General features: G+C 73.2%; 14 protein-coding genes. 4 read left to right on the plus strand and 10 right to left on the minus strand.

What is annotated here, in order from left to right; all coding sequences use genetic code 11:
* Window positions 1-95: 95 nt before the first annotated feature.
* From ACF1AG_RS00945 to ACF1AG_RS00960, 4 genes are all read right to left on the minus strand, one after another.
* Window positions 96-656: a DUF5304 domain-containing protein gene (locus ACF1AG_RS00945; RefSeq protein WP_359603954.1), complete on the minus strand. Its 561-nt coding sequence runs from the start codon at window positions 654-656 to the stop codon at window positions 96-98.
* Between the two features lie 58 nt (window positions 657-714).
* On the minus strand, window positions 715-1,866 hold the full coding sequence (locus ACF1AG_RS00950) for an ArsA-related P-loop ATPase (protein WP_359603952.1): 1,152 nt from the start codon (window positions 1,864-1,866) through the stop codon (window positions 715-717).
* A 56-nt stretch (window positions 1,867-1,922) separates the two neighbouring features.
* Entirely contained in the window at window positions 1,923-2,378 is a 456-nt protein-coding gene (locus tag ACF1AG_RS00955) for an SRPBCC family protein (protein WP_359603950.1), read from the minus strand.
* 142 nt (window positions 2,379-2,520) lie between these two features.
* Entirely contained in the window at window positions 2,521-3,318 is a 798-nt protein-coding gene (locus tag ACF1AG_RS00960) for a metallophosphoesterase (RefSeq protein ID WP_359603948.1), read from the minus strand.
* A 295-nt stretch (window positions 3,319-3,613) separates the two neighbouring features.
* Between ACF1AG_RS00960 and ACF1AG_RS00965 the strand changes: the two genes are divergently transcribed.
* The gene (locus ACF1AG_RS00965) at window positions 3,614-5,410 is read left to right on the plus strand and encodes an AMP-dependent synthetase/ligase (RefSeq protein WP_359603946.1); all 1,797 of its coding nucleotides are present in this window, start codon (window positions 3,614-3,616) and stop codon (window positions 5,408-5,410) included.
* A 276-nt stretch (window positions 5,411-5,686) separates the two neighbouring features.
* Here the strand turns inward: ACF1AG_RS00965 and ACF1AG_RS00970 are convergent, their stop codons facing one another.
* Window positions 5,687-6,829, minus strand: coding sequence for a glycosyltransferase family 4 protein (locus ACF1AG_RS00970; protein WP_359603260.1), 1,143 nt, complete (start codon window positions 6,827-6,829; stop codon window positions 5,687-5,689).
* 122 nt (window positions 6,830-6,951) lie between these two features.
* Here ACF1AG_RS00970 and ACF1AG_RS00975 point away from each other — a divergent pair, with 122 nt between their 5' ends.
* Window positions 6,952-8,187, plus strand: a complete 1,236-nt coding sequence (locus ACF1AG_RS00975; protein ID WP_387794692.1) for a glycosyltransferase 87 family protein — start codon at window positions 6,952-6,954, stop codon at window positions 8,185-8,187.
* A gap of 48 nt (window positions 8,188-8,235) precedes the next feature.
* Here the strand turns inward: ACF1AG_RS00975 and ACF1AG_RS00980 are convergent, their stop codons facing one another.
* The 5 genes from ACF1AG_RS00980 to ACF1AG_RS01000 form a co-directional block, all read right to left on the minus strand.
* Entirely contained in the window at window positions 8,236-9,432 is a 1,197-nt protein-coding gene (locus ACF1AG_RS00980) for a hypothetical protein (protein WP_359603256.1), read from the minus strand.
* Window positions 9,433-9,465: 33 nt separating this feature from the next.
* On the minus strand, window positions 9,466-10,479 hold the full coding sequence (locus tag ACF1AG_RS00985; protein WP_359603254.1) for an NlpC/P60 family protein: 1,014 nt from the start codon (window positions 10,477-10,479) through the stop codon (window positions 9,466-9,468).
* A gap of 191 nt (window positions 10,480-10,670) precedes the next feature.
* Window positions 10,671-11,711, minus strand: a complete 1,041-nt coding sequence (locus ACF1AG_RS00990; protein WP_359603252.1) for an NlpC/P60 family protein — start codon at window positions 11,709-11,711, stop codon at window positions 10,671-10,673.
* A 231-nt stretch (window positions 11,712-11,942) separates the two neighbouring features.
* Window positions 11,943-13,286: an NYN domain-containing protein gene (locus ACF1AG_RS00995; RefSeq protein ID WP_359603251.1), complete on the minus strand. Its 1,344-nt coding sequence runs from the start codon at window positions 13,284-13,286 to the stop codon at window positions 11,943-11,945.
* Window positions 13,287-13,353: 67 nt separating this feature from the next.
* A complete protein-coding gene (locus tag ACF1AG_RS01000) occupies window positions 13,354-13,593 on the minus strand; it encodes a hypothetical protein (RefSeq protein ID WP_033272952.1) in 240 nt (79 codons plus the stop codon).
* Window positions 13,594-13,748: 155 nt separating this feature from the next.
* On the opposite strand from ACF1AG_RS01000, the gene ACF1AG_RS01005 reads away from it, so the two are divergent.
* Both ACF1AG_RS01005 and ACF1AG_RS01010 read left to right on the plus strand, forming a co-directional pair.
* On the plus strand, window positions 13,749-14,486 hold the full coding sequence (locus ACF1AG_RS01005) for a rhomboid family intramembrane serine protease (RefSeq protein ID WP_359603249.1): 738 nt from the start codon (window positions 13,749-13,751) through the stop codon (window positions 14,484-14,486).
* Window positions 14,483-14,764 carry an Lrp/AsnC family transcriptional regulator gene (locus ACF1AG_RS01010; RefSeq protein ID WP_033272950.1) on the plus strand — a complete coding sequence of 94 codons (282 nt, stop codon included), beginning with the start codon at window positions 14,483-14,485 and terminating at the stop codon, window positions 14,762-14,764. The genes ACF1AG_RS01005 and ACF1AG_RS01010 overlap by 4 nt, the downstream gene beginning before the upstream one ends.
* Window positions 14,765-14,851 lie beyond the last annotated feature (87 nt).

Genomic DNA, 14,851 nt, shown 5'->3' on the forward strand with positions numbered 1-14,851 from the left:
GCCCCGCTACGCCAACGGTACCCGAGGTGACGGGCGCGCCGTCCCTGTGTCCGCAGGCCGGGCGGCCCGGAACCGCCGAGGGGTCCGGGCGGCACTCAGTCGAGGTCGATGCGCTCGCCGGGGCCGGTGCCGGGGTCGTCACCGGGGTCGCGGCGCTCCTCGGGAGCGCTCGGCGGGGTGTCGCGCGCCGTCCAGCGGCGCTCCTGGTCCTGCACGGCGGAGCGGTAGGCGGCGAGGAGTTCGCTGCCTGCGGCGGCGAGGTGGTCGAAGACGTCCGGGTTGCGTTCGATGACGGGTTCGACGGCGGCCTTCGCCTGCTGCACGACCTGGCGGACGACCTGCTGGGCGGCGGGTCCGGCGACCGCGCCGAGCAGCGGTGACTGGAGGTCGGAGAGTTTGCCGGCGACCGCGTCGACGAGCTTCCTGAACTCTTCGGCGGCGGAGCCGGGGGGCGTGCCGTGGCCGGCGCGGCGGCGGGCACGCTCGGCTTCCAGGTCCTCGGCGGCGGCGGTGGCCCAGGCGTCGTCGTGTACCTCGGAGGGGGCTTCGGCGGGCGCCTCGGCGCGGTCGCCCCGGGCGTCGTCGGCCCGCTTGCCGAAGGTTTCGTCCCCGGCCTCGTTCGCGGTGTCGTCGGGCGGGGGGAGCTGTTCGCTCATGACGGACTCCTTGACTGCGGGTGGCCCCCTCGACGGTACCCGAACGGCCGTCGAGGCTTCACCGGGTGCGCGGCCAGAGCTCCGGATCGGGCCGGAAACGGATGCGCAGCTCGCCCTCGCGGAGGGCGGCGCCGTCGACGGTGCAGCGGCGCAGGGCGGAGGGCAGCGGGACGACGCGGCGGAACGGCCCGGCGGTGACGGTCAGTTCGTCGTCGCGGCGGACGAGGTCGAGGGCGTCGCGACGGGCGCCGGGCAGGGGGAGGTGCCAGACCAGGACGCCGTCCTCGGCGATCCGGTCGGCGACCGGCCAGCGGACCGGGCCGGTGACCGCGGGGGCGGCGGGTGCCGCCAGGGCGGCCAGGTCGTCGGCGCCGCGCGGGTCGCGGCCGAGGTGGGCGACGGTGCGCACGGTGTGCTCCTCGCGCCATTCGTCGAGCGCCTTGCGCTGCTGGGCGACGGGCTCGGCGAGCCAGCCCGCCGCCTCGCTCTCCGGCAGGACGCGGTTGGCGACGACGGCGTCCAGGCGCAGGCCGCGCAGGGCGACGCCGAGGGCGGCGGTGCGCAGGGCGTCGGCGCCGGCGGGCCCCGGTTCGGCGACCAGGCGTACGGCGGTGCCGCGGTCGGTGAGGAGGGCCTCGACGACGGCGAGCTGAAGGTCGAGGCGGGCGGCCGTCTCGTAGATCCACTCCGCGGGCATCGGGACGCCCGCGAGCCGCCCGAGCACCGGGCGCAGCGCGCGGGCGGCCTGCCGTTCGGGCGGCAGCAGGCGGCGCAGGACGCGGCGGAGCTCCTCGGGCAGGGCGAGGAGGGGGAGCGCGCGGGGGGCGGCGGGCAGGTCGACGACGAGGAGGTCGTAGGCGTCCTCGGAGGCGGCGGCGTCCCTCAGGGCGCGCAGCACGGCGAGCTCCTCCGCGCCGGGGAGGGAGCCGGTCTCCTCGGGCACCAGGCGGGAGGCGCCGAGCAGGTCCAGCGCACCGCCCGCGCGCTCCTGCAACGCGGCGAGGTCGGCCCGGAACCCCGCGTCCGCGTCGACCCGCCGCACGGTGAGCCCGGGGAGGTCCGCGTCCCCGAGGACCTGCCCCAGGGTGTCCCCCGGATCGGTCCCCAGCAGCAGCGTGCGGGCGCCCTCACGGGCGGCGGCGAACGCGGTGGCGGCCGCGACAGTGGTGCGGCCGCTGCCGCCGGGGCCGGTGATCAGGAGGGTGCGCATGAGGGTGAACGCTACCGGGACCGGCCGTCACAGGGCTCCGCCCCGGCCCCCGCTCCTCAAGCGCCGGAGGGGCTGATCCCGGACTCCACGCGCTTCTTCAGGCCCGCCAGGGCGCGGTCGATGATGACCTTCTCCGCCTTGCGCTTGATCATGCCGAGCATCGGGATCTTGACGTCGACGGTCAGGCGGTAGGTGACCTCGGTGGTGTCCGCGCCGGCCGGGCTGAGGACGTAGGAGCCGTCGAGGGAGCGGAGCATCTGGGACTTCACCAGGGTCCAGGAGACCTCGTGCGGGCCGCTCCAGGTGTACGCCAGGGTCTGGTCGTCCTTGATCGCGCCGGCGTCCATGACCAGGCGCACCTGCTCGGCGCGGCCCTCGGCGTCGGTCTCGAGGACCTCGGCCTCCTTCACCTCTCCCGTCCACTCGGGATAGCGGGCGAAGTCGGCGATCACCCCCATCACGTCGGCCGGTGCCGCCTCGATGGTGATGCTCGAGCTGGTGTGTTCCGCCATCGCCGTGGCTCCTCCAGATGCGGGCCGGTAGGTCGTCCTCACCGTGCGTGGGCCGGACAGCGCACGCGCGTGCAGCGGAAGGCTACCGCGCACCGCCCGTACCGAGATCACCCGACCTGGGGCGTCGGCGTCCTGGGGCGTCTCAGAACTCCAGCGCCCAGGGCCGGCCGGTGCTCGCGAAGTGCCCCACGTTGACGCATTCGGTGGCGCCGATCCGCATCCGCCGCACCAGCGGCTGGTGGACGTGCCCGAACAGCGAGTAGCGGGGCCGGGTGCGGCGTATCGCCTCCAGCAGGGCCGTGCTGCCGCGCTCGAAGCGGCGGGCGACGGTGTCGTAGACCAGCTCCGGGACCTCCGGCGGGATGTGCGTGCACAGCACGTCGACCTCGCCTACGGCCTCGATCTTCGCCGCGTACTCCTCGTCGTCGATCTCGTACGGCGTGCGCATCGGGGTGCGCAGGCCGCCGCCGACGAAGCCGAAGGTCCAGCCGCCGATCTCCACCCGCTGCCCGTCGAGCACGGTGGTGCCGGGCCCGGCGTACTCACGCCACAGGGGCGGCACGTCGACGTTGCCGTAGGTGGCGTACGTAGGAGTGGGGAAGGCGGCGAACAGCTCCGCGTACTGTTTGCGCACCGCCGTCTCGATCGCCGTCGCGCGGTCGACGCCGATGCCGGCCCACAGCCCGCGCTGGAAGTCGCGCGCCTCCTCGAAGCGGCGGGCGGTGCGCAGCTGCACGATGCGGTCGGCGTTCTCCGTGCCGAACAGGTCGGGGAAGATGCCGCGCGAGTGGTCGGCGTAGTCGAGGAACAGCACCAGGTCACCGAGGCAGACCAGGGCGTCGGCGCCCTCCTTGGCGCGGGCCAGGTCTGCCGCGTTGCCGTGTACGTCGCTGACCACGTGGACGCGGGTGCCGCGGCCGCCGCCGGGAGAGGATGCCATGGCGATCAAGCGTAATCCTGTGGGGCATACGTGAACAATGGCGGTCCTACCTGCGGTTACTGGCTCGCCGGATCCGCGGTGCACTACTGTGCGCAATGAAACACCAAGCTGTGTGACGCAGCGAACATCTGGCAGGGCCCCCTGTCGTGACAGGCATACCGGCGGGTAACGTCCGGGCAGTCCAGTCGTGCTCGGGATTTCAACCAGTGAATTCGCGAGCACCCGCCCGAGCCTTGGACCGCACCGTCGCATCGCACAACGTCGTGGCGCCGGCGCCCTAAGAGGAGCAGCAGTCTTGCGCGAGTTCAGCCTTCCGGCCCTGTACGAGGTCCCCGCGGACGGCAACATGACCGACATCGTCCGCCGAAACGCCGCGCAGCATCCTGATGTCGCCGTCATGGCCCGCAAGGTCGCCGGCACGTGGCAGGACGTGACGGCCACCACCTTCCTCGCGGAGGTGCGGGCCGCCGCCAAGGGCTTGATCGCGGCGGGCGTGCAGCCCGGTGACCGGGTCGGCCTGATGTCCCGCACCCGTTACGAGTGGACGCTGCTCGACTTCGCGATCTGGAGCGCCGGCGCGATCACCGTGCCGGTGTACGAGACCAGTTCGGCGGAGCAGGTCGCGTGGATCCTCGGTGACTCCGGTGCCACCGCCTGCCTGGTGGAGCTCGACTCGCACACGGCGACCGTGGAGTCCGTGCGCGACCGGCTGCCCGGGCTGAAGAACGTGTGGCAGATCGAGGGCGGCGGCCTGGAGGAGCTGGGCCGTCTCGGCGCGGACGTCGGCGACGAGACGGTCGAGGAGCGTTGTTCGGTCGCCAAGGCCGACGACCCGGCGACCATCGTCTACACCTCAGGCACCACCGGCCGCCCCAAGGGCTGTGTGCTCACCCACCGCAACTTCTTCGCCGAGTGCGGCAACATCGTGGAGCGGCTGCGTCCGCTGTTCCGCACCGGCGAGTGCTCGGTGCTGCTGTTCCTGCCGCTCGCCCACGTCTTCGGGCGGATGGTGCAGATCGCGCCGATGGTGGCGCCGATCAAGCTGGGCTGCGTCCCGGACATCAAGAACCTCACCGACGAGCTGGCCTCGTTCCGTCCGACGCTGATCCTCGGCGTGCCGCGGGTCTTCGAGAAGGTCTACAACTCGGCTCGCGCCAAGGCCCAGGCGGACGGCAAGGGCAAGATCTTCGACAAGGCGGCCGACGCCGCGATCGCCTGGAGCCAGGCGCTGGACTCCCCGTCGGGCCCGTCGTTCGGACTGAAGGTCAAGCACAAGGTCTTCGACAAGCTGGTCTACAGCAAGCTCCGCGCGGTGCTGGGCGGACGCGGCGAGTACGCCATCTCCGGCGGCGCCCCGCTCGGCGAGCGGCTCGGCCACTTCTTCCGCGGGATCGGCTTCAGCGTGCTGGAGGGCTACGGCCTGACCGAGTCCTGCGCGGCCACCGCCTTCAACCCGTGGGACCGGCAGAAGATCGGCACGGTCGGCCAGCCGCTGCCCGGCTCGGTCGTGCGCATAGCGGACGACGGCGAGGTGCTGCTGCACGGCGAGCACCTGTTCAAGGAGTACTGGAACAACCCCGGCGCGACCGCCGAGGCGCTGGCCGACGGCTGGTTCCACTCCGGGGACATCGGCACCCTGGACGAGGACGGCTACCTGCGGATCACCGGCCGGAAGAAGGAGATCCTGGTGACGGCCGGCGGCAAGAACGTCGCCCCGGCGGTCATCGAGGACCGGATCCGGGCGCACGCGCTGGTCGCGGAGTGCATGGTGGTCGGCGACGGGCGGCCGTTCGTGGGCGCGCTCATCACGGTCGACGAGGAGTTCCTGGGCCGCTGGTGCGCCGAGCACGGCAAGCCGGAAGGGTCGACGGCGGCGTCGCTGGTCGAGGACCCGGATCTGCTGGCGGCGATCCAGGACGCGGTGGACGACGGGAACGCGGCGGTGTCGAAGGCGGAGTCGGTACGGAAGTTCCGGATTCTTCCGGCGCAGTTCACGGAGGAGTCGGGGCACTTGACGCCTTCGCTGAAGCTGAAGCGGAATGTTGTGGCCAAGGATTATGCGCACGAGATCGAGGCGATCTACGCGAAGTAGCGCCAACCGGGTCGGCTCTGTTCGCCGTTGGCGGGTGCCGGTTCGTGAGGGCTGGTCGCGCAGTTCCCCGCGCCCCTGAAGGGGCGTGCCGCCCCAGCTGCGGGCAGTTGTGCCGCTCGGGGCGATGGGGGTACCTCCCGCTCGAGCGAAGCCGAGAGTGGGGGAGGGTGGGCGCAGCGGCACCTCTGCAGCGCCGGGTGCGGGTATTCCGTGGCTGAGCGCGCAGTTCCCCGCGCCCCTGTGAAGCGAAAGCCGCCCTTTGGGGCGGCTTTCGCTTTACAGGAGAGCCTTCAGGTTGTCGGCGAGGAGATCCCAGCGCCACTTTTCCTCGACCCACTCCCGGCCTCGGCGGCCCATGCTGCGGCGCAGTTCCCCGTCGGCGAGGAGGGCGGTGACGCGTTCCGCGGTCTCGGCGGGCGAGTCGCCGCGGACCACCCAGCCCGTCTCGCCGTCGAGGACGGCGTCCGGGGCGCCGCCGGAGTCGCCGGCGACGACCGGGAGGCCGGTCGCGGACGCTTCCAGGTAGACGATGCCGAGGCCCTCCACGTCCAGGCCGCCGCGCCGGGTCCTGCAGGGCATCGCGAAGACGTCGCCGGCGCCGTAGTGGGCGGGCAGCTCGGACCAGGGGACGGAGCCGGTGAAGCGGACGGAGGCGGCGACGCCGGTGTCGGCGGCGAGGCGGCGCAGGTCCTTCTCGTAGGGGCCGCCGCCGACGACCAGCAGGACGGCGTCCGGCTCGGCGGCGAGGATCGCGGGCATCGCCCGGATCAGCGTGTCCTGTCCCTTGCGCGGCACGAGACGCGAGACGCACACGACCACCGGGCGGTCCGTCAGCCCGAGCCGGGCGCGCACCTCGTCCCCGCCCGAGCCGGGGTGGAAGGTCTTCTCGTCGACCCCGGGCGGCAGCTGCACCATGCGGGCGGCGGCCTGCGGGGTGAGGGCGCGGGCGATCCGGGAGCGGGTGTACTCGCCCAGGTAGGTGATCGTGTCCGTGGACTCCCCGATCCGGCGCAGCAACTGCCGTGCGGCCGGCAGCTGGGCCCAGCCGGCCTCGTGGCCGTGGGTGGTGGCGACGATCCGCCCGGCGCCCGCGCGGCGCAGCGCCGGCGCCATCAGGCCGAGCGGCGCCGCCGCCCCGAACCACACCGAGGTGCAGCCGTGCTCGCGCAGCAGCCCCACGGCCCGCCGGGTGGCGGCCGGGGTGGGCAGCAGCATCGTCGTACGGTCGCGGACGACGGTGAAGGGCTGCTCGGCGTCGAAGGCCGCGGTCGCCTCGACACCCTCCCGGGTGCGCTTCCACGTGGACGCGTAGACGACGACGCGCTCCGGATCCAGGCGCAGCGCCATGTTGTGCAAGAAGGCCTGGATGCCGCCGGGACGGGGCGGGAAGTCGTTGGTGACGATCAGGGTCTTGTGCATCGCCGCCGACCCTACCGAACGGTTGTCGTGCGTCCGCCGACGGCGCTGCTCGGTGGCATGTGCACCGGCTTCCGGGACATCATGGCCCCTCATCGACCGCACACCGGACGGGCAGGAATCACGTGGAACCGACGGCCGCACGGGGGTCCTTGGCTGGGCTGCTGGGGATCTGGGGCGTGACGCGCGCGGCGCTGCTGCTGTGCGTGCTGAAGGTGGTGGTCTTCCCGGGCCCGGACGTCACCAGCGACGTGTCGGTGATCTACCGGGGCTGGTACGACGTCCTGGTCACCGGAACGTTTCCGCAGGACGACGTGACCTGGCAGTACCCGCCCGCCGCGGCCCTGGCCGTCCTCTCCCCCGCCGTGCTGCCGTTCCTGGAGTACGCCACCGCCTTCTTCGTGCTGGCGCTGGTGGCCGACGCGGCGGCGCTGGCGCTGCTGCTGCGCGGGGCGCGCGGCACGGGCCGCTCCCGCCGCGGGGCGTGGCTGTGGGTGGCGGGCGTTCCGCTGCTCGGTCCGACGGTGTACGCCCGCTACGACGTGATGGTGACCGCGGTCGCGGTGGCCGCGCTGCTCGCGGCCGGCCGGCATCCCCGGCTGGCCGGCGCGCTGATGGCGTTCGGGGCGCTGTTGAAGGTGTGGCCGGCGCTGCTGCTGCTCGCGGTGCGCAGGCGCGTCGCGTGGGTGTCGGCGGCGGTGACGGGCGTGGTGGTGGCCGGGCTGTTCGCGGTGCTGATGCCGGGCGCGTTCGCGTTCCTGGGCTTCCAGCGGGACCGGGGCACGGAGGTGGAGTCGCTGGGGTCCCTGGTGTTCCACGTGGCCCGGCACCACGGCTGGGACGGCGAGGTGCTGCTGAACTACGGCTCCGTGGAGTTCCTCGGTCCGTATGTGAGCTGGGTGTCCACCGGGGCGCTGTTCCTGACCGGGGCCGCCCTGGCCTGGCTGGTGCTGTGGCGGCTGCTGGCGACCCGGTTCGCGCCGTACACCGCGGCAGACGCGGCGTTCACGGCGGTGCTGCTGTTCACGGTCACGAGCCGGGTGATCAGCCCTCAGTACATGGTGTGGCTGGTGGGGACCGCGGCGGTGTGCCTCTGCTTCCGGGAGAGCCGCATGGGCCGCCCGGCGGCCCTGGTGCTGGCCGCGTGCCCGGTCACGATGCTGGAGTTCCCCGTGTGGTTCGGCCACGTGGTCGCGAGCGACGCGTTGGGCGTCACGTTGCTGGCGGTCCGTAACGGGCTCCTGGTGACGGCGTCGCTGCTGGCGGCCTGCGCCTTGTGGCGGGCGACGGTGCCGGGCCGGAGGGAAGTTCCCTCCACGCCGGGCCCGTCCTGGGCGGAACGAACGAGGGTGCCTTCGTAACACCCCTCAGGGGCGCGGGGAACTGCGCGGCCCTTCCGAGGGCACCCCTCACTCCGCCAGAACCCCCCGCACATAGTCCCGCCACTGGAGCGTGAACTCCTCCGGCGTCACCCCCAGCACACGCCGCATCGCATCCTCGACGGCCCCCTCCCGCCCCTCGTGCGCGCCCACGGCGCGGTAGAACGCCCCCAGCCGCTCCTCCCCCCACCGCTCCGCGATCATCCGGCACGCCAGCCAACTGCCCTCGTACGCCCGCGCCAGCCCGTCCGCGTCGCCGGTGAAGCCGAAGTCCTCGTCCTCCGGGAGCGCGTCCGGCGCCTCGCCCCGCCCGACGGCGAGCGCGAGTTCCGGCGCGGCCTCGGCGGGGTCACGGGCGACGCCGCGGTAGCCGGCCCAGTCGGCGTACCCCTCGGACAGCCACAGCGGCGTCGCCGCGGAGGTGTGGGCGCGGGTGGCGACGTGCGCGGTCTCGTGGGTGAGGACGACCTGCCGTCCGGAGTCGCCGAGCAGCCCGAACGCGTCCGGGTTGACGATCACCCGGTCCGCGGGCGCCCGCGGTCCGCCTCCGGTCGCCCCGGTGGTGACGGCCGCGATGCCCCGGTAGGAGGACGGGGGCGAGCCCAGGAGGCCTGCCATGCCCTCCAGGGTCTCCGGGACGAGGACGACGACGCTGCGCGCCCATTCGGGGCCCCAGGCGTCGGAGACGGCGGGCACGGCACGGTCGGCGAGGCCGGCGTAGTCGCGCAGGGTCTCCTCGGACTGCCCGACGCCCAGCACCAGGCTGCGTTCGCCGCGTACGGCCTGCGCCCTGCCCTGGTCCCAGAGCTGCTCGCCGGACTTCTCGGCCGGACGGTCGGAGTCCACCGACCAGTGGCCGTCCTGGTCCCGGCTGAGGCTCAGGGAGCGGGCGGTGACGACCGGGGAACGGTCGTGGCCGTCGACGCGGTAGCTGAGGTCGGCGGCGGCGACGGCCCGGTCGCCGGTGCGGTCCAGGGCGGTGAGCCGGTAGGACCAGTCCGCGAGGGGCACCGCGCGCAGGTTGTCGAAGCCGTCGCGGGTGCCGGTGCGGGCGTAGGCGGCGGCGTCACGGTCGAGGACGGCCTCGGCACGCCGGTCGAGCAGCGACTGGACCTCCGCGCGGGCGGCGTCCACGGCGGGGCCGCCGCCGCATCCCACGAGGGCGGCGAGCAGCAGGCACAACCCCGCCACCGCCGCCTGGAGGGACACCCGCGCTCGACCGGCCACCTTTCCGAGGGTACGGGCGCGGGCCCGCGGGAGTCAGACCCTGGTGACCGACGAGACCGGCATCATGCCGACCGGGTCGTAGCGCACGGGTGCGCCGGGGTAGGGGGCGTGGATCACCTGGCCGTTGCCCATGTACATCGCCACGTGGGAGGCGTCGGAGCGGTAGAGGACCAGGTCGCCGGGGCGGGCCTCGGACAGCGGGACCTGCCGTCCGGCGTACCGCTGGGCCTGCGAGGTGCGCGGCAGTGCGACACCGGCCTGCGCGTACGCCCACTGGGTGAGCCCGGAGCAGTCGAAGCCGGAGGGGCCGTTGGCGCCCCACACGTAGGGGCTGCCGAGGGCGGAGCGGGCGGCGGCGACGGCGGCGGCCGCGCGTCCGGAGGCGGGGGCGCCGCCGGGGCCGAGAAGGTCGGTGCGGCCGGAGCGGGAGGCACGGTCCCAGGCGGCGCGTTCGCCGGCCGGGAGGGAGTTGAGCAGCCGGCGGGCCTCGGCGAGCTTGTGCTCCACGGTGCGTTTGTGGGTGGCGGCGGCCGTGCGGCTGCGTTCGAGGGCGCCGAGCCGTTTCCCGGCCTCGGCGCGGTCCTGGGACAGGGAGCGCAGGGTGCCGCGGAGCTTCCTGAGCTCGGCGGTCTGGTGGACGCCGAGCCGGTCGAGGACGGAGGCCTTCCGGAGGTAGTCCTCCGGGTCCTCGGAGAGCAGCAGGGAGAGGGCGGGATCGAGGCCGCCGGACCGGTACTGGGAGCCGGCGAGCGAACCCAGCGTCTCCCTCATGGTGTTGACCCGCTGCTGTTTGCGGGCGATGCCCTCCTGGGCGTCGGCGATCTCCCGGCGCAGGGCGTCGGCGCGCTCGTCGGCCGCGTTGTAGGCCTCGGTGGCCTTCTCGGCCTCGCGGTAGAGGCGGTCGACCTCGGCCCGGGTGTCCTCCTGGGGCGCGGCCGTGGCGGGTACCGCGCCGAGGGCGGTGGCGGCCGCGGAGAGCAGGCCCAGGGCGAGGGCGGTGCTCCGCTCGGGCCCTGAGGACGGTGCGTTACGGCGATGGGACCCCACGGGAAGTCGCGCTCCTTCCGCTGGCGGACAGGGAAACGCGGCAGACAGTAGCCGCCGGGGCCGCCCGCGGAGCCACGGCCAGGGCGGCACGCACGGTGACGCCCCGCCGTTGACCTGGGCCAAGGCGGGGCGTGAGGGTGGAGCGGGGCCGCCGGGAATCCCCCGAACGGGGGCACCTCGGGCGGTATCGGTCAGACGCGGACGCCGAACATGAAGGGACCGCCGATGGTGTTCATCGACTCGTAGCGCACGACGGTGCCGGTGCGGGGGGCGTGGATGATCTGGCCGTTGCCCGCGTAGAGGCCCACGTGGTGCAGGTCGTTGAAGAAGAACACGAGGTCGCCGACCTTGAGCTGGTCCACCGAGTAGATCTTGGTGCCGGCGCCGGTCTGGGCCTCGGAGGTGCGCGGGATGCCGACGCCGGCCTGCGCGTACGCCCAGGACGTCAGGCCCGAGCAGTCGAAGGAGGACGGGCCGGTGGCGCCGTAGACGTAGGGGGTGCCGAGCTTGCTCTGCGCGGCGGCGAAGGCGGCGGCGGCGCGGCCGGACCCGGCCGGGACGTTGACCGACAGGGCGTCGCGCTCGCTGGCGCGGGTGGCGCGGTTCTGCTCCTCGGCGAGCTGCGCCTTCTCCGCGGCGGTCAGGCTGTTGAGCAGCTTCTGCGCGGAGGAGAGCTTGCCCTGGACCTCCTTCTTCTTCTTGCCCAGTTCGGCCCGGGTGGAGGAGAGGTCCTTGAGCTTCTCGGCGGCCTCGGCGCGCTGCTGGGCCAGTTCGCGCTGCTTCTCCTGGATCTTCTTCAGCGAGTCGACCTGCTGGGCGCTCAGCTGGTCCAGGGTGGACGCCTTGTCGAGGTAGTCGTCCGGGTCGGCGGAGAGGAAGAGCTGGACGGAGGGGTCGATGCCGCCGCTGCGGTACTGGGCGCTGGCCATCGAACCGAGGCCGTCGCGCAGGTCGTTGAGCTCCTGCTGCCCCTTGGCGACGTTGTCCTGGATGGTGGAGATCTCCTTCTGGAGCTTCTCCTGCTTCTCCTTGGCCCCGTTGTACTTCTCGGTGGCCTGCTCCGCCTGCTGGTAGAGCTTGTCGACCTTGGCCTTGACCTCGTCCTTGCTCGGCTTCTCGCTGGGGGCCGCGTTGGCGGCCTGCGAGCTCATGACGACAGCAGCAGCGGCGGCGGTGGTGAGCACGGTCACGCGTGCGCGGCTCGGCTGCTTGGGACGACGGTGGGACGCCACGGAGACGAGCTCCTTCTCGAGAGTGATCGCGCGAGCGAGGGTTCGAAGGCAGACCCTAGTGATTCTCTTGTGATCAGTTCAAATCCCTGGGCACAAAATCTCCGCTACAGCGCGTTTATTCCGTGACAACTCACCTGCAGTGACACCCTCTTGACGCTACGTTGCGTGACGGTTCCGTCAATTCAGGCATTAGCCCTGTACGTTGCACGAGGGACTGACGTGCATCAGATATCAGGAAAGCCTCTTGAGGAGCACGACTGACGCCACGGGGCGTGCGCCGGCGCGTGCGACCCCGTCGGCGACCTCGCGGTCGGTGGAGACCACGATGACCGGCCGCCCCGGCGGCTCGGCGCGCACGAGCTGCCGGATGAGCTCGTCGGCCGTGACGCCCGGCTTGGAGAACAGCACCCGCACCCCGCGCGGCGGCGCCAGCAGCACCGGCGCGGCCAGTTCGGCGCCGTCGAAGACACAGGTGACCTCGGCGCCGGTCTGGGCGGCGAGCTGCGCGAGCTGGCCGAGCAGCCGCAGCCGCTGCTTCTCCAGCGGCATCTGCGGATAGCCGGTCTTGGTGACGTTGTAGCCGTCGACGACCAGATGCGCCTGCGGCAGGGCGAGGAGCTGGTCGAGGACGGCCGGGTCGTCCTCGGAGAGCGCGCGGGCGGCGATGTCCTTGGGGGTCATCCGGCCCGGCTCCACGGCGTCCACGGTCTCCGCGGGCCGCACGGACACGGGAGGCAGCGCCAGTTCGCGCCGCAGCCCCTGGGCGGCGTCCAGCACGGTGTCGAGCAGCAGCCGCACGCGCATGTCCTCGACGCTGCGGCCCTCGCGGGCGGCGCGGCGGGCGGCCTCCAGGGCGGCCTCGGTCTCCCCGAGCCGGGCCTTGAGGCGCCGGGTCTCGCTCTCGGCGGCGGACACCTGGGCCTGGCCCTCGGCGCGCACCGCCTCCATCTCGCCGCGCAGCTTGCGCAGGGCGGCCTCGCCGCGCTTGACGTCGGCGAGGGCGGACCGCAGCTTGCGGTGCAGGGAGTCGGTCTCCTTCTTCGCCGCGTCCAGCTCGGCGCGCAGCCGCTCGGCCTCGGAGCGGGTGTGCTCGCGGGCGCGGTCCAGTTCGCCGCGCAGCCGCTCCAGCTCGGCGCGGGTCTCCTCGTCGGCGCGCTCGGCGTCGGCCCGCTGGGCCTCCTCGCCGGCGGCGGTGACCAGCTTGACCCAGCCCGGCGGGCGGAGCACGTAGGCCGCGGCCGCCACGTCGAGCGGGTCCGCGGCCGGGGGCGGGGAGCCGGAGTCGAGGGCGCCGGTCAGTTCCGGCTCGGCCTCTCTGAGCTTCTCCCCGATCCGCTGCCGGAACAGCGGATCGGTCTCCAGCGCCGCCGCCATCGCGTTCCCGGCGAACTTGGCGCGGCGGTTCGGGGTGAACCGGGCGTACTGCCTCAGCTGTGCGGGCAGCTCGGCGACGGTGAGTCCGCCGAAGCCGTCCGCGACGATCTGGACGACCCTGCGGCGTACCCCGTCGGGCAGCGGACGGTCGAGCACCTCGGCGGCGCCGTCCTGCGGCCCCCCGCCCGTGGTCTCCACCATCCGTCACACCCCAATGCCTGTGTGCGGCCCCTTCCGCGGGACCGCCGTCAGCGGGGCCGGCTCCGTGTCAGGAGTCGGCGCCCGGCCTGTCCACGAGTTCCACCTGGTCCACGGCGTTGCACCAGCGGCACCGTACCGACTCGATCGTCTCGTCGAGCACCTCGCGCTCCTCCACCTTGGGCTCTCCGGCCAGGTCGAGGTGCACGTACTCGACGACCTTCGACGAGCGGGTGACGTCGAAGCGGGTGAGGTTGCCGCAGAGGGTGCAGCGCCACCGCGTCGAGTCGGTCGGCAGGGGAACCGTCATCGTGGCTGTTCGCCTTTCTCCAGTGTCCTTGACGCACCGGGCGGCCGGTGCGTGTGGCTCGTAACCCTACGGCCTGCGGGGCCCGCGCCGCCCGCCCGTCCACGGCGGCGAGGCGATCCGCATGGTTGCGTCCGGTTACGTCATGCTCTGTACCCATGATCCGCAACTGGACCGCGGCGGCCGCAGGGGCGCTGAGGACCACGCCCGCCCCGGTCACCCGCACCCTGATCGTGCTGTGCTGCCTGGTCTTCCTGATCGGGCCGGCCTCGGGGCTGCATCCGGCGTACGGCTCCGGGGAGGAGCTGCTAGCAGCGCAGCAGGACTACTTCCGCCGCTGGGGCGTGATCCCCGCAGACCTGTTCGACGAGTCCCCCGCGGCCGTCCTCACCCCCGCCACGGCGCTCTTCGTGCACGGCAGCTGGGTGCATCTGCTGGGCAACATGCTGTTCCTCCACGTGTTCGGGCCGCTGACCGAGGCACGGATGGGCCGGGTGCGGTTCGCCCTCTGCTACGCCGGCTGCGGCTACCTGGCCCTGCTGGGATACGCGGCCGCCAACGCCGGCTCCGAGCGGTCCCTGGTCGGGGCCTCGGGGGCGATCTCGGCGCTGCTCGGGGCGTTCCTCTTCCTGTTCCCTCGCGGGCGGGTCACCAGTCTCCTGCCGTTCGCCTTCTTCCTGCCGGTACGGCTGCCCGCGTGGGCGGTGCTGCCGTTCTGGGCGGCGCTGCAGTGGGCGGCGGCCGGGCGGACGCCGGAGGGCGGCCCCGGGGTGGCCCATCTGGCGCACCTGGTGGGCTTCGCGCTGGGCTTCGGCTGCGCGTGGGTGTGGCGCGGCGGGGCGACTACAGTGAAGTCCGCCCCTGCTCCGGCCCCCGAGGGAGAGAACCAGCCGTGATCACCGCGATCGTCCTCATCAAGACCAGCGTGGACCGGATCCCCGAGATCGCGGAACAGATCGCCGCGCTGGACAGCGTCAGCGAGGTCTTCTCCGTCACCGGCACGTACGACCTGATCGCCATGGTGCGGGTGCGGGAGCACGAGGATCTCGCCGAGGTGATCCCCGGCAGCATCAGCAAGATCCCGGGAGTGGAGGGTACGGACACGCACGTGGCGTTCCGGACGTACTCCCAGCACGACCTCGAGGCCGCCTTCGCCATCGGGCTGGACAGCTGACCTCCCGGGGCTCCGCCCCGGACCCCGCTCGTCGAACGCCGCAGGGGCCGGACGCGTTACATGAAGAAGCCTTCATCCGGGCTTCAT

This window comes from Streptomyces sp. NPDC014764 (assembly GCF_043082785.1).
Taxonomy (GTDB): domain Bacteria; phylum Actinomycetota; class Actinomycetes; order Streptomycetales; family Streptomycetaceae; genus Streptomyces; species Streptomyces althioticus.

Excerpts from the sequence above, each read along its gene's own strand:
- ACF1AG_RS00945 (WP_359603954.1), bottom strand. The coding sequence starts at position 656 with ATGAGCGAACAGCTCCCCCCGCCCGACGACACCGCGAACGAGGCCGGG.
- ACF1AG_RS00950 (WP_359603952.1), bottom strand. The coding sequence starts at position 1,866 with ATGCGCACCCTCCTGATCACCGGCCCCGGCGGCAGCGGCCGCACCACT.
- ACF1AG_RS00955 (WP_359603950.1), bottom strand. The coding sequence starts at position 2,378 with ATGGCGGAACACACCAGCTCGAGCATCACCATCGAGGCGGCACCGGCC.
- ACF1AG_RS00960 (WP_359603948.1), bottom strand. The coding sequence starts at position 3,318 with ATGGCATCCTCTCCCGGCGGCGGCCGCGGCACCCGCGTCCACGTGGTC.
- ACF1AG_RS00970 (WP_359603260.1), bottom strand. The coding sequence starts at position 6,829 with ATGCACAAGACCCTGATCGTCACCAACGACTTCCCGCCCCGTCCCGGC.
- ACF1AG_RS00995 (WP_359603251.1), bottom strand. The coding sequence starts at position 13,286 with ATGGTGGAGACCACGGGCGGGGGGCCGCAGGACGGCGCCGCCGAGGTG.
- ACF1AG_RS01000 (WP_033272952.1), bottom strand. The coding sequence starts at position 13,593 with ATGACGGTTCCCCTGCCGACCGACTCGACGCGGTGGCGCTGCACCCTC.
- ACF1AG_RS01005 (WP_359603249.1), top strand. The coding sequence starts at position 13,749 with ATGATCCGCAACTGGACCGCGGCGGCCGCAGGGGCGCTGAGGACCACG.